The sequence below is a fragment of the Pseudomonas sp. BIOMIG1BAC genome (genome assembly GCF_001705995.2).
Taxonomy (GTDB): domain Bacteria; phylum Pseudomonadota; class Gammaproteobacteria; order Pseudomonadales; family Pseudomonadaceae; genus Aquipseudomonas; species Aquipseudomonas sessilinigenes.
The window spans coordinates 6,646,159-6,672,078 of sequence record NZ_CP049045.1 but is presented as its reverse complement, the minus strand read 5'-3'; the positions used below and the strand labels follow the sequence as shown (position 1 = coordinate 6,672,078).

Annotated in this window: 21 protein-coding genes and 4 pseudogenes; 11 read left to right on the top strand and 14 right to left on the bottom strand. The window is 63.3% G+C overall.

Annotation, left to right across the window (positions count from 1 at the left end; translation table 11 throughout):
* Window positions 1-9: 9 nt before the first annotated feature.
* From ATY02_RS31015 to ATY02_RS31005, 3 genes are all read right to left on the bottom strand, one after another.
* A complete protein-coding gene (locus ATY02_RS31015) occupies window positions 10-1,707 on the bottom strand; it encodes a molecular chaperone HscC (protein ID WP_068580313.1) in 1,698 nt (565 codons plus the stop codon).
* A gap of 217 nt (window positions 1,708-1,924) precedes the next feature.
* Entirely contained in the window at window positions 1,925-3,625 is a 1,701-nt protein-coding gene (locus tag ATY02_RS31010; protein WP_068580315.1) for an acid phosphatase, read from the bottom strand.
* 203 nt (window positions 3,626-3,828) lie between these two features.
* The gene (locus ATY02_RS31005) at window positions 3,829-5,247 is read right to left on the bottom strand and encodes a short-chain fatty acid transporter (protein WP_068580317.1); all 1,419 of its coding nucleotides are present in this window, start codon (window positions 5,245-5,247) and stop codon (window positions 3,829-3,831) included.
* 114 nt (window positions 5,248-5,361) lie between these two features.
* Here ATY02_RS31005 and ATY02_RS31000 point away from each other — a divergent pair, with 114 nt between their 5' ends.
* Both ATY02_RS31000 and ATY02_RS30995 read left to right on the top strand, forming a co-directional pair.
* Window positions 5,362-5,595 carry a Pathogenicity locus gene (locus ATY02_RS31000; protein WP_068580320.1) on the top strand — a complete coding sequence of 78 codons (234 nt, stop codon included), beginning with the start codon at window positions 5,362-5,364 and terminating at the stop codon, window positions 5,593-5,595.
* Between the two features lie 97 nt (window positions 5,596-5,692).
* Window positions 5,693-7,012: an MFS transporter gene (locus ATY02_RS30995; protein WP_068580321.1), complete on the top strand. Its 1,320-nt coding sequence runs from the start codon at window positions 5,693-5,695 to the stop codon at window positions 7,010-7,012.
* Window positions 7,013-7,027: 15 nt separating this feature from the next.
* Here ATY02_RS30995 and ATY02_RS30990 read toward each other — a convergent pair whose 3' ends face one another.
* The gene (locus ATY02_RS30990) at window positions 7,028-7,447 is read right to left on the bottom strand and encodes a lysozyme inhibitor LprI family protein (RefSeq protein WP_068580323.1); all 420 of its coding nucleotides are present in this window, start codon (window positions 7,445-7,447) and stop codon (window positions 7,028-7,030) included.
* Between the two features lie 210 nt (window positions 7,448-7,657).
* Here ATY02_RS30990 and ATY02_RS30985 point away from each other — a divergent pair, with 210 nt between their 5' ends.
* Window positions 7,658-8,554, top strand: a complete 897-nt coding sequence (locus tag ATY02_RS30985) for a cation diffusion facilitator family transporter (RefSeq protein WP_068580325.1) — start codon at window positions 7,658-7,660, stop codon at window positions 8,552-8,554.
* Window positions 8,555-8,572: 18 nt separating this feature from the next.
* Here ATY02_RS30985 and ATY02_RS30980 read toward each other — a convergent pair whose 3' ends face one another.
* Window positions 8,573-9,247: a heavy metal response regulator transcription factor gene (locus ATY02_RS30980; RefSeq protein WP_068580328.1), complete on the bottom strand. Its 675-nt coding sequence runs from the start codon at window positions 9,245-9,247 to the stop codon at window positions 8,573-8,575.
* Between the two features lie 382 nt (window positions 9,248-9,629).
* Here ATY02_RS30980 and ATY02_RS30975 point away from each other — a divergent pair, with 382 nt between their 5' ends.
* From ATY02_RS30975 to ATY02_RS30965, 3 genes are all read left to right on the top strand, one after another.
* Window positions 9,630-10,898, top strand: coding sequence for a TolC family protein (locus tag ATY02_RS30975; protein ID WP_068580330.1), 1,269 nt, complete (start codon window positions 9,630-9,632; stop codon window positions 10,896-10,898).
* A gap of 199 nt (window positions 10,899-11,097) precedes the next feature.
* Entirely contained in the window at window positions 11,098-12,327 is a 1,230-nt protein-coding gene (locus tag ATY02_RS30970; protein ID WP_068580332.1) for an efflux RND transporter periplasmic adaptor subunit, read from the top strand.
* 27 nt (window positions 12,328-12,354) lie between these two features.
* On the top strand, window positions 12,355-15,489 hold the full coding sequence (locus tag ATY02_RS30965; protein ID WP_068580334.1) for a CusA/CzcA family heavy metal efflux RND transporter: 3,135 nt from the start codon (window positions 12,355-12,357) through the stop codon (window positions 15,487-15,489).
* A 128-nt stretch (window positions 15,490-15,617) separates the two neighbouring features.
* Here the strand turns inward: ATY02_RS30965 and ATY02_RS36765 are convergent.
* The 5 genes and pseudogenes from ATY02_RS36765 to ATY02_RS30940 form a co-directional block, all read right to left on the bottom strand.
* Window positions 15,618-16,076: pseudogene (locus ATY02_RS36765) on the bottom strand (REP-associated tyrosine transposase).
* Window positions 16,077-16,431: 355 nt separating this feature from the next.
* Window positions 16,432-16,638 carry a hypothetical protein gene (locus tag ATY02_RS30955; RefSeq protein ID WP_068580336.1) on the bottom strand — a complete coding sequence of 69 codons (207 nt, stop codon included), beginning with the start codon at window positions 16,636-16,638 and terminating at the stop codon, window positions 16,432-16,434.
* A 175-nt stretch (window positions 16,639-16,813) separates the two neighbouring features.
* A pseudogene (locus ATY02_RS30950) lies at window positions 16,814-17,533 on the bottom strand (OprD family outer membrane porin); the annotation flags it as partial.
* 138 nt (window positions 17,534-17,671) lie between these two features.
* Window positions 17,672-18,652, bottom strand: coding sequence for an IS5-like element IS1384 family transposase (locus tag ATY02_RS30945; protein ID WP_010466230.1), 981 nt, complete (start codon window positions 18,650-18,652; stop codon window positions 17,672-17,674).
* A 66-nt stretch (window positions 18,653-18,718) separates the two neighbouring features.
* A pseudogene (locus ATY02_RS30940) lies at window positions 18,719-19,336 on the bottom strand (OprD family outer membrane porin); the annotation flags it as partial.
* A gap of 328 nt (window positions 19,337-19,664) precedes the next feature.
* Between ATY02_RS30940 and ATY02_RS30935 the strand changes: the two are divergent.
* Complete coding sequence (locus ATY02_RS30935; protein WP_068575802.1) at window positions 19,665-19,997, top strand: DUF2790 domain-containing protein; 333 nt, start codon at window positions 19,665-19,667, stop codon at window positions 19,995-19,997.
* Window positions 19,998-20,072: 75 nt separating this feature from the next.
* Here the strand turns inward: ATY02_RS30935 and ATY02_RS30930 are convergent, their stop codons facing one another.
* Window positions 20,073-20,567 (bottom strand): RidA family protein, encoded by a 495-nt coding sequence (locus tag ATY02_RS30930; RefSeq protein ID WP_068575804.1) that lies wholly within the window; start codon window positions 20,565-20,567, stop codon window positions 20,073-20,075.
* Window positions 20,568-20,733: 166 nt separating this feature from the next.
* Between ATY02_RS30930 and ATY02_RS36760 the strand changes: the two are divergent.
* Together ATY02_RS36760 and ATY02_RS36755 are read left to right on the top strand one after the other, a co-directional pair.
* Window positions 20,734-21,504, top strand: a pseudogene (locus ATY02_RS36760) (PAS domain-containing protein); the annotation flags it as partial.
* A gap of 162 nt (window positions 21,505-21,666) precedes the next feature.
* Window positions 21,667-22,098, top strand: a complete 432-nt coding sequence (locus ATY02_RS36755; protein ID WP_241110202.1) for a methyl-accepting chemotaxis protein — start codon at window positions 21,667-21,669, stop codon at window positions 22,096-22,098.
* Between the two features lie 48 nt (window positions 22,099-22,146).
* Here the strand turns inward: ATY02_RS36755 and ATY02_RS30920 are convergent, their stop codons facing one another.
* From ATY02_RS30920 to ATY02_RS30910, 3 genes are all read right to left on the bottom strand, one after another.
* On the bottom strand, window positions 22,147-22,674 hold the full coding sequence (locus tag ATY02_RS30920; protein ID WP_068575808.1) for a GNAT family N-acetyltransferase: 528 nt from the start codon (window positions 22,672-22,674) through the stop codon (window positions 22,147-22,149).
* Window positions 22,675-22,744: 70 nt separating this feature from the next.
* Complete coding sequence (locus ATY02_RS30915) at window positions 22,745-23,650, bottom strand: LysR family transcriptional regulator (protein WP_068575810.1); 906 nt, start codon at window positions 23,648-23,650, stop codon at window positions 22,745-22,747.
* A gap of 93 nt (window positions 23,651-23,743) precedes the next feature.
* Window positions 23,744-24,517, bottom strand: a complete 774-nt coding sequence (locus ATY02_RS30910; RefSeq protein ID WP_068575812.1) for an SDR family oxidoreductase — start codon at window positions 24,515-24,517, stop codon at window positions 23,744-23,746.
* 162 nt (window positions 24,518-24,679) lie between these two features.
* Between ATY02_RS30910 and ATY02_RS30905 the strand changes: the two genes are divergently transcribed.
* Both ATY02_RS30905 and ATY02_RS30900 read left to right on the top strand, forming a co-directional pair.
* On the top strand, window positions 24,680-25,285 hold the full coding sequence (locus ATY02_RS30905) for a flavin reductase family protein (RefSeq protein ID WP_068575815.1): 606 nt from the start codon (window positions 24,680-24,682) through the stop codon (window positions 25,283-25,285).
* 137 nt (window positions 25,286-25,422) lie between these two features.
* The gene (locus tag ATY02_RS30900; protein WP_068575817.1) at window positions 25,423-25,917 is read left to right on the top strand and encodes a YbaK/prolyl-tRNA synthetase associated domain-containing protein; all 495 of its coding nucleotides are present in this window, start codon (window positions 25,423-25,425) and stop codon (window positions 25,915-25,917) included.
* Window positions 25,918-25,920: the final 3 nt, after the last annotated feature.

Below are 25,920 nucleotides of genomic sequence, written 5' to 3'. Positions count from 1 at the left end.
GCGGCTCCCTCAGTGCCAGTGGCCGTGTTCCAGGCGTTGCAATTGTTCGTTGAGCTGGCTGCGCACCTCACGAATCCGGCGTTCATCCTGGGTCTCCAGCACTTGCTGGAACTGCCCGGCCCAGTAACCGATCTGCTCGCGTAGATCCCCCAGGCTTTCCTGGTAGAGGCGTTCCAGGCGGGCACTGAGCAGGGTGTTGACCTGTTGATCCCGGGGATGGATTTTTAATTGCGCCAGGGCCTGCAAGCGCTCCTGGATTTCTTCCGGGCTCAGCACCCCGGGGTTGTTCTCGATCACCAGGCAATGACTTTCCCCGGTCAGGGGAATGGTGACCTGGGCCTCCAGCAAGCCGTTGATGTCATAGGTGAAGCGTACGTCCAGCGACACTTCCCCCGCCGGGCGCTTGGGCACATTCATTTCCAGCTGGCCCAGGGCGACGTTGTCGCGGACCAGGCGGCTTTCGCCCTGGAAGATCTTCAGCAGCACTTGTTCCTGGTTGTCGTGCAGGGTATGCACGGTCTTGACCCGGCTGACCGGCACCACGCTGTTGCGCTCGATGATCGGCAAGTAGTGCCCGGTTTCGATCTGCTTGCCGTATTGCTGGGAGGTCTCGATACCCAGGGTGTAGGAGCAGACGTCGGTCAGCACCACTTCTTCGAGCGCCGCTGCACGCGCCTTGAGCGCAGCCTGCACCGCGGCGCCCTGGGCGACGACCTGGTCCGGGTCGAGGGTGATCGAGGGAAAGCGGCCGAATAGCCCGGCGGCCAGCTTGCGCACCAGCGGCATGCGGGTCGCGCCGCCCACCAGCAGGATCTCATCCAGGTCGCTGACGCGGATCCGGGCATCGCGCAGGGCGCGCTCGATAGGCGCTCGCAGGCGTTCCAGCAGCGGTGCATAGAGTTGCGCCAACTGCGCCTGGGTGATGACCTGGTTCCACTCTCGACCATCCAGGCGCAAGGTGAATTCGGCGCTGCTGTCCTGGCCCAGGGCGCGGCGGACTCGCTCAGCCTCGCGACGCAAGGGCTGGAGTACCTCGTGGCGTTCGGGAAAGCCCGGGGCCTGGGCGTGCTGTTCGAGAAAATGCTCCAGCAGCAGGCTGTCGAAATCTTCGCCGCCAAGGAAGTTGTCCCCGGCGCTGGCGCGCACTTCCATGACGCCATCGAACAGCTCCAGGATCGAAACGTCGAACGTGCCGCCGCCCAGGTCGAAGACCAGGAACGAGGTTTCCTTGTCACGCTGGTGCAGGCCGTAGGCCAGGGCGGCGGCGGTGGGTTCGTTGATCAGTTTCTCCACCTTCAGCCCTGCCAGTTCGCCAGCGATCCGCGTGGCCTTGCGCTGGGCATCGCTGAAGTAGGCCGGAACGCTGATCACGGCTTCGACCACTGGCTCGCCATAGGCGCGTTCGACATCCTCCTTGAGGCTCTTGAGGACCAGCGCAGACAGTTCTTCCGGCCGCCATGAGCGCTCGCCCAGGCGCACTTCGGTGGCGCTACCCATGTAGCGCTTGAACAAGGCCGTGGTCAGGTGCGGGTGGGTATGCAGGCGTTCCCTGGCGGCTTGTCCCACCAGGACCCGGCCTTCGTCGTCCAGGCCGACCACGCTGGGTGTCAGTAACTGGCCCAGGGCGTTGGGCACCAGCTCGCTGGATGTTTCGCGCCAGACCGCGACCAGGCTGTTGGTGGTTCCCAGGTCGATGCCTACGATCATGACGACGCACTCCCTTGTTGGCGCAAAACGTGTGAAACAGATAAGTGGCGCGCAGGATATTACCCGGCAGGGGAAGGGGTAAAGCGAATGATGTCACATGGCTATTATTGGCGCTAAAGGTCGGCGCTAAAGACTGTCGAGTCCGCCAGGTTGTGTAGGGTGCACAACTTGGGGGCTCCAGGCTGGCGCTTCCGAGCGGAGCGCCAGCCTGGCCTGGTCAGGCCTTGAAGTGCAGGGCGTTGGTCAGGTCGCCCATGGGCTTCTGGCCACGGGCGATCATGGCGTCGTCACGTTCCTTGATGCCATCCAGGGTTTCCAGCTGGAAGACCCGGGTGATCAGGCGCAGGATCGAGGCGGTGTCGTAGACCGTGTGGTCCACTGTGCCCTTGCGGGCGAACGGCGATACCACCAGCGCCGGAATCCGGGTACCCGGGCCCCAGCGGTCGCCCTGGGGCGGTGCCACGTGGTCCCACCAGCCGCCGTTCTCGTCGACGGTGACGATCACCACCATGTTTTTCCACTGCGGGCTCTCGCGCAGCACTTTCAGCGCCCGGTCGATATGTCGGTCGCCGGCGGCGACATCGGCATAACCGGCGTGCAGGTTGAGGTTGCCCTGGGGTTTGTAGAAGGTCACTGCCGGCAGCTTGCCGGCCTCGGCGTCGGCGAAGAACTTGTTGGTGCTCGCCTCATCGCCCAGGCCACCGTCACGCAGGCGCTTGGCCCGTTCGCCGGGGTTCTCCGGCCCCTGGCGCAGGAAGTAGTTGAACGGCTGGTGGTGGTACTGGAAGTTGGGGATCTTGGGAATCCCGCTGGAGTCCTTGAACTGGTCGATGGTGGCCTGCCAGGCGCCGCCGTACCAGGCCCAGTCGACATTCTTCTTCGACAGCTTGTCGCCGATATGCTCGTGGGTCTGGGGTACCAGCACGCTGGGCAGGTCGGGCTTGGCGTAGTCCGGGCGTTCAGGGTCGCGGATCCAGGTCGGCCAGTAGGGCGGGGCCATGGTATTGACCGCGTAGCCATCCGGAGTGAGTGCGCTGGGTCCGAATTGCGGCGCACCGTCCATGGCACTGGCCGGGGATTTCTCCAGGGGCTTGAGGCGAGTGCCCTTGGGGTCATCGCCTTGTACGGAGGCAATCTGCGACTTGGCCACCGAATTGGCAGCGTCCGGGTAGAACGGCACCTTGGCGCTGATCAGGTACTGGTGGTTGAGGAACGAGCCGCCAAAGGCGCCCTGGAAGAAGTTGTCGCAGAGCACGAACTCCCGGGCCACGTCCCACAGGCGCAGGGAGTAGCGAGTCTGGGCATAGTGACCCATGGTCAGGGCCCCGGAGTCGGCCCAGGCCACGAAACCATCGTTCTTGCCACCGTTGATCTGCATCTGGTTCTGGTAGAACACGTGCCACAGGTCGCGAGTCACCAGGCCCAGGGGCAGGTCTTCGCCATTGGGGCCCTTGAGGGCGAACGGCGCGTTGGGCAGGTTTTCCTGGAACTGGGTTTCCACCGGGTAGGTGACGCCATCCACTGTTTGCGGACCCACCTGCAAGATACCGCCCCAGATCGGCGGCAATTTACTCAGCAGGCTGCCATCACGGTCACGTTGCTGGTAGGCCTCGGGCTTGAGCGCCGACAGCGGTTGTTCCACACCCGGGAAGTTGGCGAACAGGTTATTGAAGCTGCGGTTCTCGGCGAAGACCACTACCACGTTCTTCACTTGCTCGCGCAGGGCCTTGTCCAGCTCAACGGGAGACAGTGGGCGCTCGTCCGGTTTGTTCCCGGGCTCGCCGGCCTTGCCGCAGGCACTCAGGGTGGCACCGACCCCCAGAACCGCGACGCCGCCTAGGAAGCGGCGGCGGCTGGTGTCTGTGGGTTGGTCGGTGGCAGGCTCTGCCGTGTCACGCAGGTCGGTATCGTCGCTCATGGAGGCTCCTTGCTCGTCTCTCTTAGAAATAGTTACAAAGTATTTCGGTCGCACGGTAACAACCGAATGTGACGCAAAGACTACAGGAATACTTTCCTGGAACAGCATGGCCAGCCGAGAAAAGTCTCAAGCCCGGGCCTTAGCGCAGGTTATCCACAGGCCGCCACTGCAAGCGGCGCCCCGTGGACAACTGGGCCTGTGCCTCAGGGCGTCATCGGTGGCAGATAGGCCAGGGTGCTGCCCAGGGCCCAGAGCAGTACCAGCACCAGGGGGGCATGCACCAGCAACTGGACGAAGGAAAAACCGATCAGGTCCCGTGCCTTCAAGCCCAGGACTCCCAGCAGCGGCAGCATGTAGAAGGGGTTGATCAGGTTCGGCAGGGCCTCAGCGGCGTTGTAGATCTGCACCGCCCAGCCCAGGTGGTATTGCAGGTCATTGGCCACTTGCATCACGTAGGGCGCCTCGATGATCCACTTGCCGCCGCCGGAGGGGATGAAGAAGCCCAGTACCGCCGAGTACAGGCCCATCAGCAGGGCATAGGTATCGTGGGAGGCGATCTGCACGAAGAAGGTCGAGATATGGTGGGCCAGGGTCTGGCCGTCCACGCCCTTGACCACGGTCATCAGGGCTGCGATGGAACCGTACAGCGGGAACTGGATCAGCACTCCGGTGGTGGTCGGCACGGCCCGGGCCACGGCGTCCAGGAAGCTGCGCGGGCGCCAGTGCAACAGGGCCCCGGCCATCAGGAACAGGAAATTGTAGGTGTTGAGCCCGGAAATGGCCGTGATCGCAGGTTTGGTGGCGAACTCGTGATACAGCCAGCCGGCAGCCAGCAGCGCCAGGACAATGGTCAGCAACGGGCTGTACTCCAGCCACTCGCCTGGGCGGCTGCGGGGCTGTGGCTTGGGCATGCTGAAGCCTGGATCGACGCCACAGGCCTGGGCATCCCGGGCACTGTTGGGGCCCGGGGCAGTGGCGTAGGCAACCACCAGCGAGACCACGATCAGGGCCAGCAGCAAGACTCCCGACTGCCAGAGAAAGATGGTCTGGGTGAAGGGGATCACGCCCGTGATGGCCAGGATCGAGGGGGGCAGGCTGCCTGGGTTGGCTTGCAATTGCGCCGCCGAGGACGACAGGCCCAGGGCCCAGACCGCACCCAGGCCCAGGTAGGCGGCCGCTCCGGCGGCGCGGTAGTCCATGCGCAATTCGGTGCGCCTTGCCAGGGCCCGGACCAGCAGGCCGCCGAACACCAGCGACAGGCCCCAGTTGAGCAGCGACGCCAGCATCGAGATCAGCGCTACCCAGGCCACTGCGGAGCGCCCGTTGCCTGGAACATGCGCCAGCTTGTCGATCAGCTTCACCGCCGGTGGCGAGCTGGCTACCACATAACCGCCAATGACCACGAAGGCCATTTGCATGGTGAAGGGAATCAGGCTCCAGAAGCCATCGCCGAAGGCCATGGCGGTATCGGTGGGCTTGGCGCCCATGGCCAGGGTGGCCAGGGCGACGATGATCACCGCCAGCGCGGCGAACACCCAGGAATCGGGAAACCAGCGTTCGGCCCAGTTGGAGCAGCCCAGGGCGAAGCGGGCAGAGCGGCTATCTTGAATATCGGCGGCCACGAAAGTACCTCGGATTTCTTATGTTTATAAGGAGGTCGGCCGCCCCGGACAGGAGCGGTCGAGAACTGTGCAAGAATGCGGCAATTGCCACGGACTGCAAAGGACTGAACCGCTATGTCATTTTCCCCTGAAGAACGCGCTGCACTGCTCAAGGTCAAGGGTGTCGGGCCTACCGTCGTCGGTCGGCTGGAGCAGTTGGGCATCGTTTCCCTGGCGCAACTGGCCGGTGCCGATGCCCTGGACATCGTCACCCAGGCCTCGGCCCTGGTGGGGTCGAGCTGCTGGAAGAACAGCCCCCAGGCCCGTGCGGCCATCCAGGCCGCCATCGCCATGGCGAAGGGCGGTTGAGCCGGCCAAAGGGGCCGGGAGGGGAACGGGTTGTTCCGCGGATCTTTTGCGTAGACCATGGGCGCCTTTGTCTTGCCCTGCCAGCTGAGTTGCCCCTATGACCCTTGCCACCGAATCGTCGCCGGCCCGTTTCTCCCGCGCGGACTACAAGACCCTGGGCCTGGCCGCCCTGGGTGGTGCCCTGGAAATCTACGACTTCATCATCTTCGTATTTTTCGCCCTGACCCTGAGCCAACTGTTCTTTCCTCCGGAAATGCCCGAGTGGCTGCGGCTGTTGCAGAGCTTCGGCATCTTTGTCACCGGTTACCTGGCCCGCCCCCTGGGCGGCATCCTCATGGCCCATTTTGCCGACCGGCTGGGGCGCAAGAGGGTGTTCAGCCTGAGCATCCTGATGATGGCGCTGCCCTGCCTGCTGATCGGCAGCATGCCCACCTATGCCCAGATCGGTTACTTCGCGCCCTTGCTGCTCTTGGCCCTGCGGGTGTTGCAGGGCGCAGCCGTGGGGGGCGAGGTTCCCAGCGCCTGGGTGTTCGTGGCCGAGCACGCCCCCCGCGCTCATCGCGGTTATGCCCTGGGCTTTCTCCAGGCCGGGCTGACCTTCGGCTACCTGCTGGGTGCCTTGACTGCCACCTTGCTGGCGCAGGTCTTCAGCCCCGAGGAAATCCTCGATCACGCCTGGCGCTATCCGTTCCTGCTGGGTGGGGTCTTCGGCGTGATCGGTGTCTGGTTGCGTCGCTGGCTGAGCGAGACCCCGGTGTTCATGGCCCTGCAGCAGCAACGTGAAAGCGCCGGCGAGCTGCCGCTGCGCACCGTGTTGCGCGACCATCGGCTGGCGATTCTGCCGGCGCTGATCCTCACCTGCGTGCTGACCTCGGCGGTGGTGGTGTTCGTGGTCATTACCCCAACCATGATGCAAAAGAGCTTTGGCATGAGTGCCGGCCATACCTTCGCCCTGAGCAGCCTGGGTATTGTTTTCCTCAACCTGGGCTGTGTCCTGGCCGGGCTCCTGGTCGACCGCCTGGGCGCCTGGCGTACGGTGATGCTCTACAGCCTGCTGCTGCCCATGGGCATTGCCGTGCTCTATGGCTGCCTGATCAGTGGCGGCGAATGGGTCGGCCTGGCCTATGCCGTCGCCGGGCTGGGCTGCGGGGTGGTCGGTGCGGTGCCGTCGGTGATGGTCGGGTTGTTTCCGGCGCGGATCCGGGTATCGGGGATTTCCTTCACCTACAACATCGCCTATGCCCTCTGGGCCAGCACCACGCCGTTGCTGCTGATCGCCCTGATGCCCTGGAGCCCCTGGATCTGCGTGATGTTCTGTGCGGCGATGGGGGTGATCGGGGCCGCCAGTGCCGGGTATTTCGGTACCCGGGTCGGGGAGGCCCGCCGGTCCCAGGTCCAGGAAGCCGGCTGCTGTTGAGGTGGCGGCCTGGCCTCAGTCGACCAGCAACTGGTCCAGGTAGTGGCTGCGCTCGTTGCTCAGGCGGGTCACGCAGCGGTTGATCAAGGTGGCGTGGGCCGGTTTGCCCGGCTCCACGTCGACCGCCTCCAGCACGCAGGTGCTGTCGCGATACTTGATCCAGGCGCGCTGGGCGTTCTTCAGCTTGCCCAGGTACTCCTGCTCCTGGAGCAGGTTGCCGGGATAGCTCTGGTGCGCCCGCTCCAGCAGCGCCTGGTAGCTCTGGTTGAGGGCGCTGTCGGCCCGCTCCTTGTCTTGCTGGGCACAGCGATCGACCTGCTGGCTGTATTCGATGTGCGCGCAGTCCAACGCGGCGGCTTGCGCTGGCAGCCAAGCGCTGCCGGCACCGAGCAGCAGGGCGGTGGCCAGAGCGAAGATCCGGGGCTGGCGAAGCATGGCGATCCCTTGGACGAAGAATGAAGCGGGCATTCTACAGGGCCGCGGCCGGCACAAAAGCGACATGAGCGCGCGGGCCGCAAGTGGCTTCGGAGCACGCTGGATAACCGGCAGATAACAGCCCGATGACAATTCGCCCGGGTGAGCCTGCCCGGCGCTCAACCGGACTATCATCAGGCCGAGGTTTTCCACTACATCGCAGGAGGCTCCATGGGCGCAGGACACAGTCACGGGCAGGTACGGGCCGGGCACGAACGCAAATTGTGGATGGCCCTGGGGCTGACCGGCAGTTTCATGATCGCCGAGGTCATCGGTGCCTTCGTCACCGGCAGCCTGGCGCTGTTGTCGGATGCTGCGCACATGCTCACCGATACCCTGGCCCTGGCGATTTCCCTGGTGGCGATCCAGGTCGCCAAGCGTCCGGCGGATCGCAAGCGCACCTTCGGCTATGCCCGTTTCGAGATCCTTGCCGCGGCATTCAATGCCCTGCTGCTGTTCGTGGTGGCCTTCTACATCCTGTTCGAGGCCTGGCAACGCCTGCAGGCGCCCCCGGAGATCCAGTCCACGGGAATGCTGGTGATCGCGGTGCTGGGCTTGATCGTCAACCTGATCTCCATGGGCCTCCTGGCTTCCGGCAGCAGCGAGAGCCTCAACGTCAAGGGTGCCTACCTGGAGGTGTGGAGCGACATGCTCGGCTCGCTCGGGGTGATCCTCGCGGCGTTGGTGATCATGTTCACCGGCTGGGGTTGGGTCGATTCACTGGTGGCGGCGGCCATTGGCCTGTGGGTGCTGCCACGGACCTGGACCCTGCTCAAGGAGAGTACCAACGTACTGCTGCAGGGCGTGCCGGACGGAGTCGATATCGACCAGGTGGAGCAGGGCATCCGTGGCGTGCCAGGGGTCAGCGAGGTGCATGACCTGCACATCTGGGCCCTGACCAGTGGCAAGAATGTACTCAGTGCCCATCTCGTAGCGCAGCTGGACAGCTGCGATGAGCAGGCGATCCTGGCCCAGGTCACCGAGCTGGTACAGGAGCGCTTCGCAATTGCCCACGTTACCTTGCAGGTGGAACAGGCCGGATTCCATGAGCAGGAACACGATCACTGAGCACCGGTGGGCTGTTGTTCAGTCACGCTCCTCGAGCACGTAGCCGACCCCGCGCAAGGTATGGATCAGCTTGCGCTCGAAGGGATCGTCGATCTTGGCCCGCAAGCGGCGGATCGAAACCTCCACCACATTGGTGTCGCAGTCGAAGTTCATGTCCCAGACAAAGGAAATGATCTGGGTCCGTGACAGCACCACGCCGCTCTGGCGCATCAGCAGGTGCAGCAGGGCGAATTCCTTGGTGGTCAGGTCGATGCGCTGCTTGCCGCGAAAGGCCCGGTGCCGGCCCTGGTCCAGCTCCAGGTCGGCGACCCGCAGCACATCTGGCACTGGCGACTGCTCGCTGCGGCGCATCAGGGTCCGGACCCTGGCCAGCAACTCGGGAAAAGCGAACGGCTTGACCAGGTAGTCGTCGGCCCCCAGGTCCAGCCCCCTGATCTTGTCTGCCAGCCGGCCTTGGGCCGTGAGCATCATGACTCGGGTATTGCTGTATTGGCGGATCTGGCCGAGCACGCCCCAGCCATCGATCTGCGGCAGGTTGACGTCGAGGATCACCAGGTCGTAGGCATGTTGGCGACTCAGGTACAGCCCATCGGCGCCACTGTTGGCGCAATCCACCACATAACCACTTTCCGTCAATCCCTGTTGCAGGTAGTCGGCAGTCTTGAGTTCGTCTTCGATAACCAGGATACGCATGTTGAGGAAGTTCTCTGCAATTGAAATTGGTAGTCGACAAACACTGGAAAGTTATTGTTTAAGTTATGGGTAAGTTGTCGTTGGTAAGTTTTTAAGTTGTTTTTGAAGCATCTCTTTTTGAGCGTGAAAGCGCCGTGGGCCTTGGCTTTGTTGTTGGGATATTAATACAGAAGCCCGGGCCGTAAACCTTGATTACAGATTTGTAATTTTTGCGCCACCCTGCTGATAAGGACCGAAAGTTAAAGTTTGCCGATCTTGAATATTTCCCTGTCGACAAGTACAGCGGTGTAATTCATATCGGTCGAATAACCCTTTTATATGTACCGGTATATGCCGCCGTACCTGCGCCAAGACTTCGTTTCAGCAAGGGTCGGAACCTGATATGCCGAATTTCCCGAGAATCTGCGCCCGGGCCGCAAGGAGTTGCTGCACGGTTTTATTAATGGTCCTGGCGGGGCAAGCCGCGAATGCCGCCGGGCAATCGGCGTTGAGCCTCGACAGCGCCATGGCCAGGGCGTTCGCCAACAACCCAGAGCTGGCCGCCGCTGGTTGGGAAATCGATATTGCCCAGGGCGCCCGCCAGCAGGCCGGGCTGATCCCCAACCCGGTGCTGTCCACGGATATCGAGAACACCAAGCGCGGGCAAGGCACCACGTCGGTCAAGCTCAGCCAGACCCTGGAACTGGGCGGCAAGCGCGGTGCGCGGGTGGAGGTGGCCAGCCAGGGGCAGATGCTGGCGGAACTGGAACTGGATCGGCGGCGCAACCAACTGCGGGCCGATGTGCTGGAAGCCTATTACGCAGCGCTGCGAGCCCAGGAGCGTACGCAACTGGCCGGACGCTCCCTGGCCCTGGCCGAGCGCGGCCTTACCGTGGCCCAGGGGCGGGTCGGTGCCGGCAAGGCATCGCCGGTGGAGGCTACCCGGGCCCAGGTGCAACTGGCGGAGATCCGCCTGGAACTCAACCGTGGCCAGTTGGAGCAGGACAACGCCTATCGGCAGTTGGCCAGGGTCACCGGGAGCGGTAGCGCGGATTTTTCTGCCGTACAGGAACAAGCCGGGATCATCACCGTGCCGCCTGCGTCGGTGCAGCTGCTGAACCGCTTGCCCCAGACCGCGGAACTGCGCCTGGCGGAGCAGGAGATCGTCCAGCGCGAAGCCTCCCTGGACCTGGAAAAGGCCCAGCGCATTCCCGACCTGGACATCAGCATCGGCAGCCAATACGACGCCAGCCGGAACGAAGACGGCAGCAAGAAGGACCGGATCAACCTGGTGGGGCTGTCGATGCCGCTGCCGTTGTTCAACCGCAACCAGGGCAACGTGCTGTCTGCCGCGCGCCGCGCCGACCAGGCCCGGGACCTGCGCAACGCCACTGAATTGCGCTTGCGTACCGAGACTCGCCAGGCCCTGGAGCAATGGGAGACGGCCCGACGCGAAGTGCAGTCGTTCAACCAGACCATCCTGCCCGCTGCCCAGAGCGCGGTAGACAGCGCCACCCGTGGCTTCGAGATGGGCAAGTTCAGCTTCCTCGAGGTGCTCGACGCCCAGCGCACATTGATCGGCGCCCGTAACCAGTACCTGGTGGCGGTAGCGCAAAGCACGGATGCCTGGGTGCGGATCGAACGTATCTACGGCGACCTCAGCCGCTGGTGAAACCCTGGCTGCGGGGCCTTGCGTACTTCGCCCTGTTGCTGCTCAGCGACTGCGGCCGGGTGCCTCCGGCCAGCAGCGACGAGCCCCCCCGGCACTGGTGCGTGCACGAACTGCACCGGGCCCTGGGGAAGTTTTTCTTTCCGTCCACTTCGTAAGGCCGCGCCTGCGCCGCCGACCCTCGACATTTTCAGGAGCATCCATGGACAAAAAACGCAGCCTTGTTGTGGCCATAGTGGCGGTGGCCGGCCTGGGGCTGGCGGCCTCGTTGCTGCCTGGCCTGGTCAATCGAGAGCCCCCGGCCACGGACCAGCCTTCAGCCTCCACGGCGCCCGCCGGGCATGGCGAGCCAGGGCATACCGAGCAAGGGCAGGGCGAAGAGGGCCATGGAAAAGAGGGGCATGAGGGCCTGGTGGAGCTCAATGCCCAGCAGATCGCGGCGGCCGGGATCGAGCTGGCCGAGGCCGGCCCGCGGCGTCTGGATCGCCTACTCAGCCTGCCGGGGGAAATCCGCTTCGACGAGGACCGCACCTCGCATATCGTGCCGCGTGCCGCCGGGGTGGTGGAGTCGGTGCAGGCCAACCTCGGCCAGTCGGTCAAGCGTGGCGACCTGCTGGCGGTGATTGCCAGCCAGCAGGTTTCCGACCAGCGCAGCGAGCTGGCGGCGGCCGGCCGGCGGGTGGAACTGGCCCGCACTACTTTCGAGCGTGAGCGCCAGTTGTGGGTCGACCAGATCTCCGCCGAGCAGGACTACCTGCTGGCGCGGCAGGTGCTGCAAGAGGCCGAGATCGCCCTGGGCAACGCCCGGCAGAAGATGGCGGCGCTCAGCGGCAGTGCCCAGCTGGCGGGGGGCAACCGTTATGAAATGCGCGCGCCGTTCGATGGCGTGGTGGTGGAGAAGCACCTCAGTGTCGGCGAAGTGGTGGGCGAGACCACGGCGGCCTTCACCCTGTCCGACCTGTCCCGGGTCTGGGCGACCTTCGGTGTATTTCCCAAGGACCTGGACAAGGTCCGGGTCGGCCAGTCGGTGAATGTCAGCTCCAGCGAGCTGGGCACCCAGGTCCGCGGGCAGGTGGCTTATGTCGGCAATTTGCTGGGAGAGCAGACCCGTACCGCCACGGTTCGGGTGACCCTGGCCAACCCCAAGGAGAGCTGGCGTCCGGGGCTGTTCGTGGCGGTCGAGGTGGCCACCGCGGCCGTCGAGGTGCCGGTCAGCGTGCCCCGGGAGGCGATCCAGACCGTAGAAGACCGGCCTTCGGTGTTCGTGCGTGTGGCCGAGGGTTTCCAGGCTACGCCTGTGGTGCTTGGGGGCAGCCAGGATGGCTTCGTTGAAGTCCGCGAAGGCCTCGCCGCCGGCGCCCAGGTCGCCACGCGCGGCAGTTTCACCCTCAAGTCCGAACTGGGCAAGGGTTCGGCCGAGCACAGCCACTGAACAGGCCCCAGCGGAGAGTGACTATCCATGTTTGAACGCATCATTCAATTCGCCATCGAGCAGCGCATCATCGTCCTGCTGGGGGTACTGCTGATGGCCGGTATCGGCATCGCCAGCTACCAGAAGCTGCCGATCGACGCCGTCCCCGACATCACCAACGTCCAGGTGCAGATCAACTCCGCGGCGCCGGGCTTCTCGCCACTGGAGACCGAGCAGCGCATCACCTTTCCCATCGAGACTGCCATGGCCGGCTTGCCCGGCTTGCAGCAGACCCGCTCGCTGTCGCGTTCGGGCCTGTCCCAGGTAACGGTGATCTTCAAGGACGGCACCGATATCTTCTTCGCCCGGCAACTGGTCAACGAGCGTTTGCAGGTGGCTCGCGAGCAACTGCCCGAAGGGGTGGAGGCGCAGATGGGGCCGATTTCCACCGGGCTGGGAGAAATCTTCCTGTGGACCGTGGAGACCGAGGAGGGGGCACGCAAGGAAGATGGCACGCCCTATACCCCCACCGACCTGCGGGTGATCCAGGACTGGATCATCAAGCCGCAGTTGCGCAACGTTCCCGGGGTGGCCGAGATCAACACCATCGGCGGCTTCGCCAAGGAATACCAGATCGCTCCGGACCCCAAGCGCCTGGCGGCCCACCGCCTGACCCTCACTGACCTGGTGACGGCCCTGGAGCGCAACAATGCCAACGTCGGTGCCGGCTATATCGAGCGCAGCGGTGAACAGCTGCTGATCCGTGCCCCGGGGCAACTGGCCTCCATCGACGACATCGCCAACATCGTCATCAGCAGCAGCGACGGTACGCCGATCCGTGTGCGCAACGTGGCCCAGGTGGAAATCGGCCGTGAGCTGCGCACCGGCGCGGCCACCGAGAATGGCCGTGAAGTGGTGTTGGGCACGGTGTTCATGCTGATCGGCGAAAACAGCCGCGCGGTGTCCCAGGCGGTGGCCAAGCGGCTTGAAGAGATCAACCGCACACTGCCCGAGGGCGTGGTGGCGGTCACTGTGTACGACCGCACCAACCTGGTGGAGAAAGCCATCGCCACGGTGAAGAAGAACCTCTTCGAGGGCGCACTGCTGGTGATCGTCATCCTGTTCCTGTTCCTGGGGAACATCCGCGCGGCGTTGATCACCGCCCTGGTGATCCCGCTGTCGATGCTGTTCACCTTCACCGGCATGTTCAGCAACAAGGTCAGTGCCAACCTGATGAGCCTTGGCGCCCTGGACTTCGGGATCATCGTCGACGGGGCGGTGGTGATCGTCGAGAACGCCATCCGCCGGTTGGCCCATGCCCAGCAGAGCCACGGGCGCATGCTGACCCGCTCGGAGCGCCTGCATGAAGTCTTTGCCGCGGCCAAGGAAGCCCGGCGCCCACTGATCTACGGCCAGCTGATCATCATGGTGGTGTACCTGCCGATCTTCGCCCTCACCGGCGTGTCCGGGAAGATGTTCCACCCCATGGCGTTCACCGTGGTCATGGCCCTCCTGGGGGCGATGATCCTCTCGGTGACCTTCGTCCCGGCGGCCATTGCGCTGTTCGTCACCGGCAAGGTCCAGGAGAAGGAGAACCTGGTGATGCGCAACGCCAAGCGTGGTTATGCACCGGTGCTGGACTGGGTGATGCAACGGCGCGGGCTGACCTTCGCCCTGGCCGGCGCGGTCCTGGTGGGCAGCGGCCTGCTGGCCAGCCGCATGGGCAGCGAGTTCATCCCCAGCCTCAGCGAGGGCGACCTGGCCCTGCAGGCCCTGCGGGTGCCGGGTACCAGCCTCTCGCAATCGGTGGACATGCAGCAGCGCCTGGAAAAGACCCTGCTGGCCCAGGTGCCGGAGGTTGAGCGAGTGTTCGCCCGCACCGGCACCGCGGAGATCGCTTCGGACCCGATGCCGCCGAACATTTCCGACAGCTACGTGATGCTCAAGCCCAAGGCCCAGTGGCCAGATCCGGGCAAGTCCCGGGAAGCGCTGATCGCCGATATCCAGCGCGCCAGCGCCATGGTGCCGGGCAATGCCTATGAGTTGTCGCAGCCGATCCAGTTGCGTTTCAACGAACTGATTTCCGGGGTGCGCAGCGATGTGGCAGTCAAGGTCTTCGGCGACGACATGACGGTGCTGAACAAGACCGCCAACGAGATCGCCAGCGCCTTGCAGGGCCTGGCGGGCGCCTCGGAGGTCAAGGTGGAACAGACGACCGGGCTGCCGGTGCTGACCATCAATATCGACCGTGACAAAGCCGCGCGCTATGGCCTCAACGTCGGTGATGTGCAAGACACCATCGCGGTGGCCGTGGGTGGGCGCCAGGCTGGAATCCTGTATGAGGGCGATCGGCGCTTCGACATGGTGGTGCGCCTGTCCGATCAGCTGCGTACTGACATCGATGGGTTGTCGCGGTTGTTGGTCCCAATCCCCGCGACGGCAGGCAGCGTCAATGGGCAGATCGGTTTCATCGCGCTGTCGGAAGTGGCCAGCCTGGACCTGGTCCTGGGCCCCAACCAGGTCAGCCGGGAAAACGGCAAGCGCCTGGTGATCGTCAGCGCCAACGTGCGGGGGCGCGACATTGGCTCCTTCGTCGAGGAAGCCACGACCCTGATCGCCGACAAGGTGAAAGTCCCGGCGGGTTACTGGACCACCTGGGGCGGCCAGTTCGAACAGTTGCAGGAGGCGTCCCAGCGCCTGCGGGTGGTGGTGCCGGTGGCCCTGCTACTGGTGTTCGGCCTGCTGTTCATGATGTTCAACAACCTCAAGGATGGGCTGCTGGTGTTCACCGGCATTCCCTTCGCCCTGACAGGCGGGATCATGGCCTTGTGGCTGCGGGACATTCCGCTGTCGATCTCGGCGGGGGTCGGTTTCATCGCCCTGTCGGGGGTCGCGGTGCTCAACGGGTTGGTGATGATTGCTTTCATCCGCAACCTGCGGGAGGAGGGGCGGTCGTTGCCCATGGCCATCCGCGAGGGCGCCCTGACTCGCTTGCGCCCGGTACTGATGACGGCGCTGGTGGCGTCCCTGGGCTTCGTGCCCATGGCCCTGGCCACCGGTACTGGAGCCGAGGTGCAACGGCCCCTGGCTACGGTGGTGATCGGCGGCATCCTGTCCTCCACCATCCTTACCCTGCTGGTACTGCCCGCGCTGTACCAATGGGCCCACCGCCGGGAGGAGTGATGCCTGTGTAATCGCCCCCGGGACCGGCTGCGTGAAGCCGCTGCCGCAGATTGCGCACGGACGCGCAGCGGCCGCGACATGAGAATGCCCGGTCGATTGTTGAAGGCCCTGCGGGCTGCGGCTAAAGGTCAGAGCCAAGCCGCATCCCAAAGGGAGTAGTCGCCTACACGCTGGACCAAGCCGGCGCGGACCGGGTTACAGATGATGTAACGGGCAATTGTCTTGAGGTTTTCCTCCCGGCGCACGGCCCGTTCGTAATACCCCTTCTGCCAAAGTCGGCCAAGGTTGTTCAGGCGCAGGTTGATAATGCGTCCGCTCCTGGACTTGAGACGGCACAACGCCTCCTCCAGAGAGCATTTCTGCAGCTGAAACAGCCAATGCAAGTGGTCGGGCGTCACTACCTAGGCAAGGGTCCGAGTCAGGCTTGCCTCGTGCTGACCCTTGAGTTGCTCGACCACCAGACGGCCGAGCTGGGAGTCGTCGAACATTCTGCGCCGGTGCTCGGTGACAACCGTCACGGAATAGATCCTGCCAATCTCCGAACGCCGTCCCTTGAACAGACGGTAACCATCAGGCCAGTCCCTCATTCCCTTGCGCTCCATCAGGTTGAACGATTGGTCTCAACCTAGCCCTGACCCGGCTTGTTGGCAGATGTATCCGGTTTTCCTTGTAGCCGCTGCCGAGCAACGCGAGGCTGCGACAAGGCCCGTAGGGCCTTCGGCGATCGACCGATCGACCTCATGTTGCGGCCGCTATGCGCCCGGGCGCAGCCTGCGGCAGTGGCTACAGGTTTGCGGGGCTTGCGATCGGTGGTGTTGTCATGAAGGCGGGCGAGAGGAAGGCAAAAAAAAGCGCCCCGAGGGGCGCTGAAAATTCATCTCTTTCCAAAGGAGCATCATGAAAACGCTTCAAGAGATGAATGTGCTCTGTGGACCCACGCCGTCAAATATCTTCGCCAGCCTTGCTGGGCGTAGAAGGGGCGTCGGTGGTGGCGGTCTCCGTTTCCCGGCCGGATTCGCCGTGTATCTGTTCCTGGCTGGCCAGGAAAGCTGTGCGGGCTTGTTGCGAACGTTCGCTGCCATCGGCGGCCCACACGGTGGAGCAGGTGACAGCCAGAAGGCCGGTCAGTAATAGCTGGGTTGGGCGCATGTTCTCTCTCCTGGCAGGCCGGTCGCTGGTAGGAACACAGCGGATCGAAGTATGTCCGGGAGTATATGGAGACCAACCTAACGAGAAGGTGAGGCTGATATTACAGTTCTGAAAGCCAAGCGTCTGTGAAGAAGTTTTAACACCGGGCAGGCTGCAACCTGCCCGGCCAGAGCCTTCAGAGCAGTGCCAGGGGGTATTCGACGATCAGGCGGAATTCCTCCAGGTCCGACTCGAACCGGCTGGAGCGGACGGTGGCCTGGCGGATACGCAGCGACAGGTCCTTGAGCTGCCCGCTCTGGAATACGTACTTGGCCTCGATGTCCCGTTCCCAGCGACGTTGGCCGGTCAACGGAGCGCCTGCCGAATCGCGTTGCATGTACTGGGCATTGGCGTGGCTGTAGTCGGCCCCCCTGCCTCGTCCGTAACGGGCCATGAACGTCAGCCCGGGGATGCCCAGGGTTTGCATGTCGAGGTCGTAGCGCACCATCCACGAGCGCTCCTTGGGCGCGTTGAAGTCGCTGTACTGGATCGAGTTGTCGAGGAATATCGAATCCGACTGGCGCAGGTAGTCGAAGGGGTTGTTGCCGTTGTTGCGTTGATGGGACAAGGCCAGGGTGTGGGCACCGAGCGTGGCACCGACCTTGGCGCTCCAGATGTTGTTGTTCAACTCGCCCAGTTCCTTACGGCCTTCGTCCACCACGTTGTAGTAGTTGAAGCCACTGAACAGCGTGAGCTGGTTGGACACCGGATACTTGGCCGAGGCGCCGAAGTAGCGCTGGTCCCACACCTCCTTGAGGCGGCTGCCGTAGAGACTGAAACCGAGGTTGGGATTGATCTGGTAGTCGCCACCGAAGTAGCTGACCCAGGGCGAGTCCACCGGGCCCTTGTGGATGGTCTGAAGTAGCCATGTATTTCCCCGGCATACCACCTAGCGCAACTTTTAAACTCGCCAAATGATCAAAAAACAATCAATTCGACGAGTATTTCTTACGTTTTCGCCACCCGGACCCCACTCCGGTGGCCATTTCCCGCATTACAGGCGCACCTCTCCTGCATTCGTCAGTAAATGTCGGCGCGCCATCCACAGGTTCGACAGAGCGAACAGTGTCACCAGTTGCGCCGTGTTTTTGGCCAAGCCGCGAAAGCGCACCTTGGTGTAACCGAACTGGCGCTTGATTACCCGGAACGGATGCTCGACCTTGGCGCGCACCTGAGCCTTGGCCTTTTCAATCTTGCGCTTGGCTTTGTACAGCACGCTGCGCTTATCGAGTTTTTTGTAGGTGCTGCGGCGTGCCGCCACCTGCCAGATAACTTCACGTCCTTCATGCTCGGGCCGCTTTTCGACACCGGTGTAGCCTGCATCGGCGCAGACCACGTTTTCGTCGCCATGCAGCAATTTGTCCACCTGGGTGACATCCGCCACATTGGCCGCCGTGCCCACTACGCTGTGCACCAGACCCGATTCGTCATCGGCGCCGATGTGGGCCTTCATGCCAAAATAATACTGGTTTCCCTTCTTGGTCTGGTGCATTTCCGGGTCGCGCTTGCCGTCCTTGTTCTTGGTCGAACTGGGCGCATTGATCAGCGTTGCATCGACGATGGTGCCCTGGCGCAGCGACAGGCCGCGGTCGCCCAGATAGCCATTGATGACAGCGAGGATGCCGGCCGCCAGCTCGTGTTTCTCCAGCAAGCGGCGGAAGTTGAGAATGGTGGTTTCGTCGGGGATGCGCTCCAGGTTCAGCCCGGCAAACTGGCGCAGGATCGTGGTTTCGTACAGCGCTTCCTCCATCGCTGGATCGCTGTAGCCGAACCAGTTCTGCAGCAGATGCACACGCAGCATCGCCATCAACGGGTAGGCCGGACGGCCACCTTCACCTTTCGGATAATGTGGCTCGATCAAAGCAATCAAGCCCTTCCACGGCACCACCCGATCCATCTCGATCAGGAACAACTCCTTGCGGGTTTGCTTGCGCTTGCCAGCGTACTCGGCGTCGGCGAAGGTCATCTGCTTCATCGGGAAACTCGGTGGGTGGGGTCGCGGTATTTTGCCAAATCAGAAAGTCTTTTTCAGAGTTTCCTTGTAGAAAGTGACGAAACTATCGCGCAGGCTGCTCTGGTTCATCGAGCCCACACCATGCATGCGTCCGGCTTGCAGTTTCAGGTCGTTGAGGCTGGTGTTCTCCAGGGTAAAGCCGCGAAAGCTCTGGGGCAGTGCCCGCGAATCGCCGTACTGCAGTACGGGGGTTGTAGGGAAGACGTCGCCGACCTTGACCACGGTATCCAGGGCCCGCAGTTTCACGGCACCCCCCGCCTTGCCATAGCTGTCGGCCGGCTCGTTCCTGCCGTTCACCGGCAGCATGCCGAACGATCCCTTGCCGCCGCTGCGCCCTGTGCCCGAGTCGAGCTTGAAGGCATGCATGACAAAAGCATCGAGGCCGAAACCCACGGTGCCCTGGGTGAAGCCTGACTCGAACTTGCCGATCAGGCTCTGGGTCCAGGCTTCGGAGTAGCCGTTGCCGGTGGGGCTGGACTGGCCCTTGCGATCGTCGCGATTGAAATAAAAGTTGCGCAGCAGCAGGTTGAGCTGGCTGCCTTCGATAAAGCCTTCGGGACGTTCCTCGGCAGCTACCGCCGCCATAGGACCGAGCCCCAGTGCCGCAGTGAGTGCGGACAGGGACAGAAGAGGGTTGATACGCATGGGAGGGCGCTCCTGAGTGTGCGGCTATCGGTTTTTATATCGCCGCAGGCGTTCTTATTGGTTTGGCCGCCGGGGCATCGCCGCGCCCGGAACCGCTGTCGATAGTTGCAAACCGCAGATAACGACGGGGTGACCCGACCATTACAATTGCGCAAGAAAAGGGCTGGCGAGGGATCGCCCGGATGAGCTGTAGCCCTTGTGGGCCGGGCGTTGCCTGAGGCTGGCCGGAGGCCGGAGAGGCGCCTTACAGATAAGTAATGCGCACGCGATCATTCTGACAGGGTCGGTTTCTTATCCTCGTAGCTGTCAACCGAACGAGGAGATTGTCATGAAACCACTTAACTTGAGCATTGCCGCGATGTTGTTTGCCATCTCTTCCCTGGCGTTGGCCGAAGGTGGCGGCGATCGCACTTTTGCCCGGGCCATGGAGCAAAACGAGAAGGCCATGGAGCGCTATGCGGCGAAGCAGGGCAAGGCCGCGCCAGTGGTACAGAACTATCGCTATGGCATGAAGCTGGACATCGCCAAGGTGGTCAGCATCACCCCGCCGATCAAGTCCTGCGAGGTGGTGCCTTCGCGCATGACCTATGAGGACTCCACGGGCCAGCTCATGACCATCGAGTACCAGATCATGGGCCAGTGCCGTAACAATGGCAGTTGATCCATGGATGGCCACTGCCCGCCTGCCGCTGCGCTGGCCGGGTCCGAAGTGGTTGCCCGGCCAGCGTGCTGCCCTTCAGTCCTGGTGCGATCCGGGATGCAGGGCGACGATCATGTCGACCTCCACCGAGGCGTTTTTCGGCAACTGGTAGACCCCTATCGAGGTCCTTGTATGTACGCCGGCCTCGGCAAATACCGAGTACAGGATTTCCGATGCACCGTCGGCCACTTCGCTCTGCTGGGTGAAGTCCGCCGCGCTCTGGACGTAGACGTTGATCCGCAGGATGCGCTTGATCCGCTGCAGATCGCCGAGCATCTGCTCGAGGATCGCCAGGGCCCGCAAGGTGCAGATCTGCGCGCCATGCCGCGCCTGTTCCAGGGAGGTCTCGGCGCCCACCCGGCCCACGACCATCACGGTGTTGTCGATGCGGGGAATCTGGCCGCTGACGTAGACCTCATCGTCATTGCGTACGGCCGGTACATAGTTGCCGCCAATGCGCATTTCCCCTTCGAAACAGTGTCCGACTCGTGCCGCGGCCTGCTGGAAAAGTGCCTTGCGTGATGCGTCCATGGTCCAACTCCGTCAATCGTCATTGATTTTCCAAAGTTTGGACTATACGCGCTCTTCGAGAGCTCGAACCATTGGCCAAAGCCCTGTTTCAACGGGGGTTGCGGGGCGTTGAATTATTTTCGTCGGACAGCTTCCAACGGCTATTAAGAAATGTATTTCAGGGCCGATGTTAGGCCCAAAGCAGCTTATTTTTTCAGTCCCCCGGTACATCCCCATGTTCAATAAACGCTTGAAGCAAGAGCTGTCGACTCTTCGTGAAGAACTTTCGAGCCTTCAGCAAGTGAAGGAAAGCCTTGAAAGCGAGATGCTCGTGATCAATTTGAGCGCCGATGGAAGGATTCAATCGGTCAACCACAACTTCGCCCAGGAAATGCTCTACAAGAGCGGCGACCTGGTGGGACGTCCTCTGGAAGACATCGTCCCGGCGCACGTCAAGCACGATGAATTCCATCTGCGCTTCAAGAACACCCTGACCCGCGGCGAACACTTTGCCGGGGCGGTGCGCCTGTTGCGCGGTAATGGCCAGGAAGCCTGGTTGCGTTCGATCTCCCAGCCAGTGCGCGATTCCGAGGGACGGATCAAGTACTTCGCGATTTTCTCCAGCGACCTGACCCGTACCATCGAGGCATCCCGCGAGCACGAGAACCTGATCGGCGCCCTGGTGCGTTCCACCGCAGTGATCGAGTTCGACCTCAACGGCAACGTCCTCAGCGCCAACGAGCGTTTCCTGTCGAGCATGGGCTACAGCCTGGCGCAGATCCAAGGCAAGCATCACCGCATCTTCTGCGAGCCCGAGGAGTACAACAGCGCGGCTTACCAAGAGTTCTGGCGGCGCCTGAACGCCGGCGAGTTCATCGCTGAACGCTTCAAGCGCGTCGATGCCCATGGCCGGGTGGTCTGGCTGGAGGCCTCGTACAACCCGGTGCTGGATGCCAACAACAAGCTCTACAAGGTGGTGAAGTTCGCCACAGTGATCACCGACCAGGTGAACCAGGAGTTGGCGGTGGCCGAAGCCGCCAGCATCGCCTACAACACCTCGTTGCAGACCGACACCTGCGCCCAGCGCGGCACTACTGTGGTGACCGAAGCGGTGACCGTGATGCAGGACCTGGCCAGGCACATGCAGGACGCGGGCGACGGTATCGAAGCCTTGAGCGCGCAATCTCTGGTGATCGCCAGTATCGTCAAGACCATCAGCGGGATCGCCGAACAGACCAACCTGCTGGCGCTCAATGCTGCCATCGAGGCAGCCCGGGCCGGCGAGCAAGGGCGTGGCTTCGCGGTGGTGGCCGACGAGGTGCGGCAACTGGCCTCGCGTACCAGTAGCGCGACCGACGAGATCGTCGGCGTGGTGCGCCAGAACCAGGACATGGCGCGTACGGCGGTGGAGCTGATGGCCGAAGGCAAGCAACGCGCCGAGCAGGGCCTGGCCCTGGCGGCGGAAGCCGGGACGGTGATCGTCGAGATCCAGGACGGGGCGCAGAAAGTGGTCAGTGCGGTAGGGCAGTTCGCCAACCAGTTGTCGACCTGAGTCGCCTGTCGCCAGGGGCGCTCGTCTGCGTGGCGGGCGCTCGTCAGGTCAGCTCAGCAACGGTGAGTGACATTCGTAGTGCAAGCGATCGAACCACTGCCCGTGCAACTGGAAGCTGCGGCGTGAATGGCCATAGCGGGAAAAGCCGGAAGCTTCGAGTACGCGTACCGAACCGATGTTCTCAGGCCGGGCATTGGCCTCGATACGGCTCAGGCGCAACTCCTCGAATGCCCGTTGCAGCACCTGGGTCACCGCGTTCTTGGCGATCCCGCGACCGGTGAAGCGGGCACCGACCCGGTAGCCCAGTTCGGCGCAGTTGAAATACGGGCGCTGGACCCGATGCAGATTGATTCGTCCCACTAGCAAGCCACTTTCCCGGATCAGGAATTGATAGCCCCGGTCAGCCTCGGCGTCTTGTTGCGCCTGGACAATGGCCTGGGCGACGCCTTCGCTGGAGTAGTAGCTGGGGGGCCGTGCGTTGATCGAGGCTTCGAAGAAGGCGCGATTCTCTTCTTCGAATGCCAACAGGTCATTCAGGTCGTCAAGCTGTGGGGCGACGATCAGCAGGTGCGCCATGGTCCGTGTGCCTCAGTCCGTTGGGGGCGCCTTCATCTCATGACTCGCTGCCCTTGGGCAAGCCCGTCGCTCATGGTTCCAGGTGTGGCCGGACCAGTTCGGCAAACCATTCGATGAATACATTGAGCCGCCGCGAGCGATGGCGCCGGTCGGGGTACAGCGCGCAGATGTCCATCGGTGCCACTGGCAGCCCCTGCAGAACTTGCACCAGCTCGCCACGGTCCAGCAGGTGCTGCACATCGAAGCGCGGCACCTGGATCAGCCCCAGTCCCTGGCGGCAGCAGGCGATGTAGTTTTCCACGTTGTTGACGATCACCCGGCTGGGCAGGCTGAGCAGGTGCTCGCGCCCTTCGAGCTGGTATTCCCAGGGTTGCTCGCGGCCAGTGTCGGGAGAGGCGTAGCCGATCATCCACTGGCCGTTCTGCAGGTCCTGGGGAGTGTGGGGTTCGCCATGGGCGGCGAGGTAGCCAGGGCTGGCGCAATTGATCAAGGCCAGTTGCCCCAGGGGGCGGGCCACCAGGCTGCTGTCGGCCAGGCTGCCGACACGGATCGCGCAGTCCACGCCTTCCTGGACCAGGTCGATACTGCGATCGCACGCCCCCAGGGCCAGTTGCAGGCCGGGGTACTGCGCCAGCCACTGGGGCAGCGCTGGAACCACCAGGCGCCGGGCGATACGGCTGGGGACGTCGATGTTCAAGCGACCGCTGACATCCACTTGGCGATGCTGGAACAGCTGGTTGAGTTCTGCCGCGTCGGCCAGCAGGCGGCGGGCCCGTTCCAGGAGAATGGCGCCGTCGGCGGTCAGTTGTACGTGGCGAGTGGTGCGGTGCAACAGGCGGGTACCCAGGCCGGTCTCCAACTGCTGTACCGCCGATGACACCGTGGCCCTGGGCAATTCCAGGACATGGGCGGCCTTGATGAAGCTGCCCATGTCGGCCACCTGGATGAATACCCGGTACTGCTCAAGTTTATCCATCGTCACAACTGTCCTGGTTCGGGGAATGCCGGTTGACTTCAGCCTGGGGCTACGTGCAGCCCGGCAGGCCAATTTACCCCTTGAGCGCCAGGATTACTTGGTGGTGTAGCCGCCGTTGATCAGTAAGGTCTGCCCGGTGATCCACCAGCCTTCAGTCACCAGATGGCGGATGAAAGGCACCACGTCCTCGATATCGGTAAGGCCGGTCTTGCTCGAGGGTGACAGCGCCGCAGCGCTCTTGTGGTAGGCCACGGCATCGGCACCTTCGGCCGGGTAGAAGAATGGCGTGTCCATCGGCCCCGGTCCCACCGCGGTCACCGAGATACCACGGGCACCGAACTCCTTGGCCGCTGCCCGGGTGAAATGCTCCACCGGAGCCTTGGAACCCCCGTAGGCGGCATAGAAAGGGGTGAAGGCGCCCAGCAACGAAGTCACCAGGGTCACCAGCTTGCCATTGTCCTCCAGGTGCTTGCCGGCCTCCTTGATGAAGAAGAAAGCGCTCTTGGCGTTGACCGCGAACATCTGGTCGTACTCGTCTTCGCTGATCTCGACGATGGGTTTCTTCAGGACCTTGCCCACGGTGTTGATGGCGATATCGATCTTGCCGAAGCGCGCCTTGGCTTCGCTGAACAGGCGCTCCACTGCACTGGCACTGGTCAGGTCGGCCTGCCAGGCATGGGCCTGGACTCCCAGCTCCTGGAGGGCGGCCAGGGTGGCTTGGGCATCGTTCTGGCTGGCATCGCTGTTGTAGTGCACGGCCACGGCCCGGGCGCCGTGGCGGGCGAGGTCGCGGGCAATCAGGCCGCCGAGGTTTTTCACCCCTCCGGCGATCAGCACCACTTTGTCGTTCAGGGAATGGTCGGCCATGGTGCGCATCCTTCAACTGTTGAAATGAAGGTTGAGTCTAGTGTCTGGGGCGCTGTGGATAAGCCGCCGAGCGCTGGACGGATAATCCAGGAAATCCATCCAATCGACCCATCTGCACCGCCAGGGAGTGGCGCTACAATCGCTTTTTTTCAGGAGCCTGCCATGCCCGCATTTCGTCGTTCGGTCCCTCTGGACAAGGCCTATCGTCTGCTCAACCACGGTCCCACCGTCCTGGTCAGCGCCGCCCATGAAGGGCAGCGCAACATCATGGCCGCCGCCTGGGCCATGCCCCTGGATTTCCAACCGCCGAAGGTCGCGGTGGTGCTCGACAAGAGCACCTGGACCCGGCGACTGCTGGAGGCGTCCGGCAGCTTCGTGCTCAACGTGCCTTGTGTGGAACAGGTCGATATCACCCAGAGCCTGGGCAACAGCTCAGGGTTGGAGATGAGCCGGGCCGGTCGCGACAAATTCAGCGCCTACGGCCTGGCCACCTTCGCCGGCCAGACCTGTGCCGCGCCGTTGCTGGAAGGTTGCGTGGCCTGGTTGGAGTGTCGATTGCTACCCGAGCCCCACAACCACCAGCAATACGATTTGTTCCTCGGCGAAGTGATTGCCGCCCAGGCCGACTCGCGAGTGTTCAGCGAGGGGCGTTGGCACTTCGACGGCCATGATCGGCTGCGCACCCTGCACCATGTGGCCGGCGGGCATTTCCTGGCCATTGGCGACAGCCTTGACGGGCGCCAGCTACCGTTGGCTGGCGATGTGTGAACCAGGGACTGGGCGTAGCCGCGCAGGCGTTGCCGTCTAGGATCGTCCATGCCGGTGCGCTTGTAGCTGCGCGGTGCTGGCCAGCGCCCCTGGCGGGTGTTTGAATCGGCGCCGGGCATTTCTAACAAGGGATTCATATGCACGATGTTTTTCAGCGCCTGGTGCAACTGTTGGACAGTCACCAGGCCCGTTACCGGGTGATCGAGCATCCGGCCGAAGGGCAGTCGGCGCGGGTCGCCGAGATTCGCGGCACCGAGCCGGGCCAGGGGGCCAAGGCCATGCTGTGTGGCCTCAAGGGCGGTGACGATGCCTACGCCCTGGTGATCCTGTCCGGGGACCAGAAGCTGGACATGAAGAAAGTCGGCGCGGCCCTGGGAGGCAAGAAAGCCCAGCTCGTGGCGCCGGAGCTGGCCCGGGAACTGACGGGCTGCGTGATCGGAGCCATCCCACCGCTGAGCTTCGATCCACGGATCTCGTTGATCGTCGATCCGCAGCTGACTTCGCGCTATGAACAAATCGCCTTCAATGCCGGGCGCCTGGATGCATCCATGGTGCTGTCCACCGAGGACTACCTGCGGATCGCCCAGCCGCGCGTGCTCAGTGTGACCCAGGATGCGCCGGAAGAGGGCTGACGT

Excerpts from the sequence above, each read along its gene's own strand:
- ATY02_RS30995 (WP_068580321.1), top strand. The coding sequence starts at position 5,693 with ATGACCCTTGCCACCGAATCGTCGCCGGCCCGTTTCTCCCGCGCGGAC.
- ATY02_RS30985 (WP_068580325.1), top strand. The coding sequence starts at position 7,658 with ATGGGCGCAGGACACAGTCACGGGCAGGTACGGGCCGGGCACGAACGC.
- ATY02_RS30980 (WP_068580328.1), bottom strand. The coding sequence starts at position 9,247 with ATGCGTATCCTGGTTATCGAAGACGAACTCAAGACTGCCGACTACCTG.
- ATY02_RS31000 (WP_068580320.1), top strand. The coding sequence starts at position 5,362 with ATGTCATTTTCCCCTGAAGAACGCGCTGCACTGCTCAAGGTCAAGGGT.
- ATY02_RS30965 (WP_068580334.1), top strand. The coding sequence starts at position 12,355 with ATGTTTGAACGCATCATTCAATTCGCCATCGAGCAGCGCATCATCGTC.
- ATY02_RS31015 (WP_068580313.1), bottom strand. The coding sequence starts at position 1,707 with ATGATCGTAGGCATCGACCTGGGAACCACCAACAGCCTGGTCGCGGTC.
- ATY02_RS30970 (WP_068580332.1), top strand. The coding sequence starts at position 11,098 with ATGGACAAAAAACGCAGCCTTGTTGTGGCCATAGTGGCGGTGGCCGGC.
- ATY02_RS30910 (WP_068575812.1), bottom strand. The coding sequence starts at position 24,517 with ATGGCCGACCATTCCCTGAACGACAAAGTGGTGCTGATCGCCGGAGGG.
- ATY02_RS30900 (WP_068575817.1), top strand. The coding sequence starts at position 25,423 with ATGCACGATGTTTTTCAGCGCCTGGTGCAACTGTTGGACAGTCACCAG.
- ATY02_RS30990 (WP_068580323.1), bottom strand. The coding sequence starts at position 7,447 with ATGCTTCGCCAGCCCCGGATCTTCGCTCTGGCCACCGCCCTGCTGCTC.
- ATY02_RS30920 (WP_068575808.1), bottom strand. The coding sequence starts at position 22,674 with ATGGCGCACCTGCTGATCGTCGCCCCACAGCTTGACGACCTGAATGAC.
- ATY02_RS36755 (WP_241110202.1), top strand. The coding sequence starts at position 21,667 with ATGCAGGACCTGGCCAGGCACATGCAGGACGCGGGCGACGGTATCGAA.
- ATY02_RS30975 (WP_068580330.1), top strand. The coding sequence starts at position 9,630 with ATGCCGAATTTCCCGAGAATCTGCGCCCGGGCCGCAAGGAGTTGCTGC.
- ATY02_RS30935 (WP_068575802.1), top strand. The coding sequence starts at position 19,665 with ATGAAACCACTTAACTTGAGCATTGCCGCGATGTTGTTTGCCATCTCT.
- ATY02_RS30930 (WP_068575804.1), bottom strand. The coding sequence starts at position 20,567 with ATGGACGCATCACGCAAGGCACTTTTCCAGCAGGCCGCGGCACGAGTC.
- ATY02_RS30955 (WP_068580336.1), bottom strand. The coding sequence starts at position 16,638 with ATGCGCCCAACCCAGCTATTACTGACCGGCCTTCTGGCTGTCACCTGC.
- ATY02_RS31010 (WP_068580315.1), bottom strand. The coding sequence starts at position 3,625 with ATGAGCGACGATACCGACCTGCGTGACACGGCAGAGCCTGCCACCGAC.
- ATY02_RS30915 (WP_068575810.1), bottom strand. The coding sequence starts at position 23,650 with ATGGATAAACTTGAGCAGTACCGGGTATTCATCCAGGTGGCCGACATG.
- ATY02_RS30905 (WP_068575815.1), top strand. The coding sequence starts at position 24,680 with ATGCCCGCATTTCGTCGTTCGGTCCCTCTGGACAAGGCCTATCGTCTG.
- ATY02_RS30945 (WP_010466230.1), bottom strand. The coding sequence starts at position 18,652 with ATGAAGCAGATGACCTTCGCCGACGCCGAGTACGCTGGCAAGCGCAAG.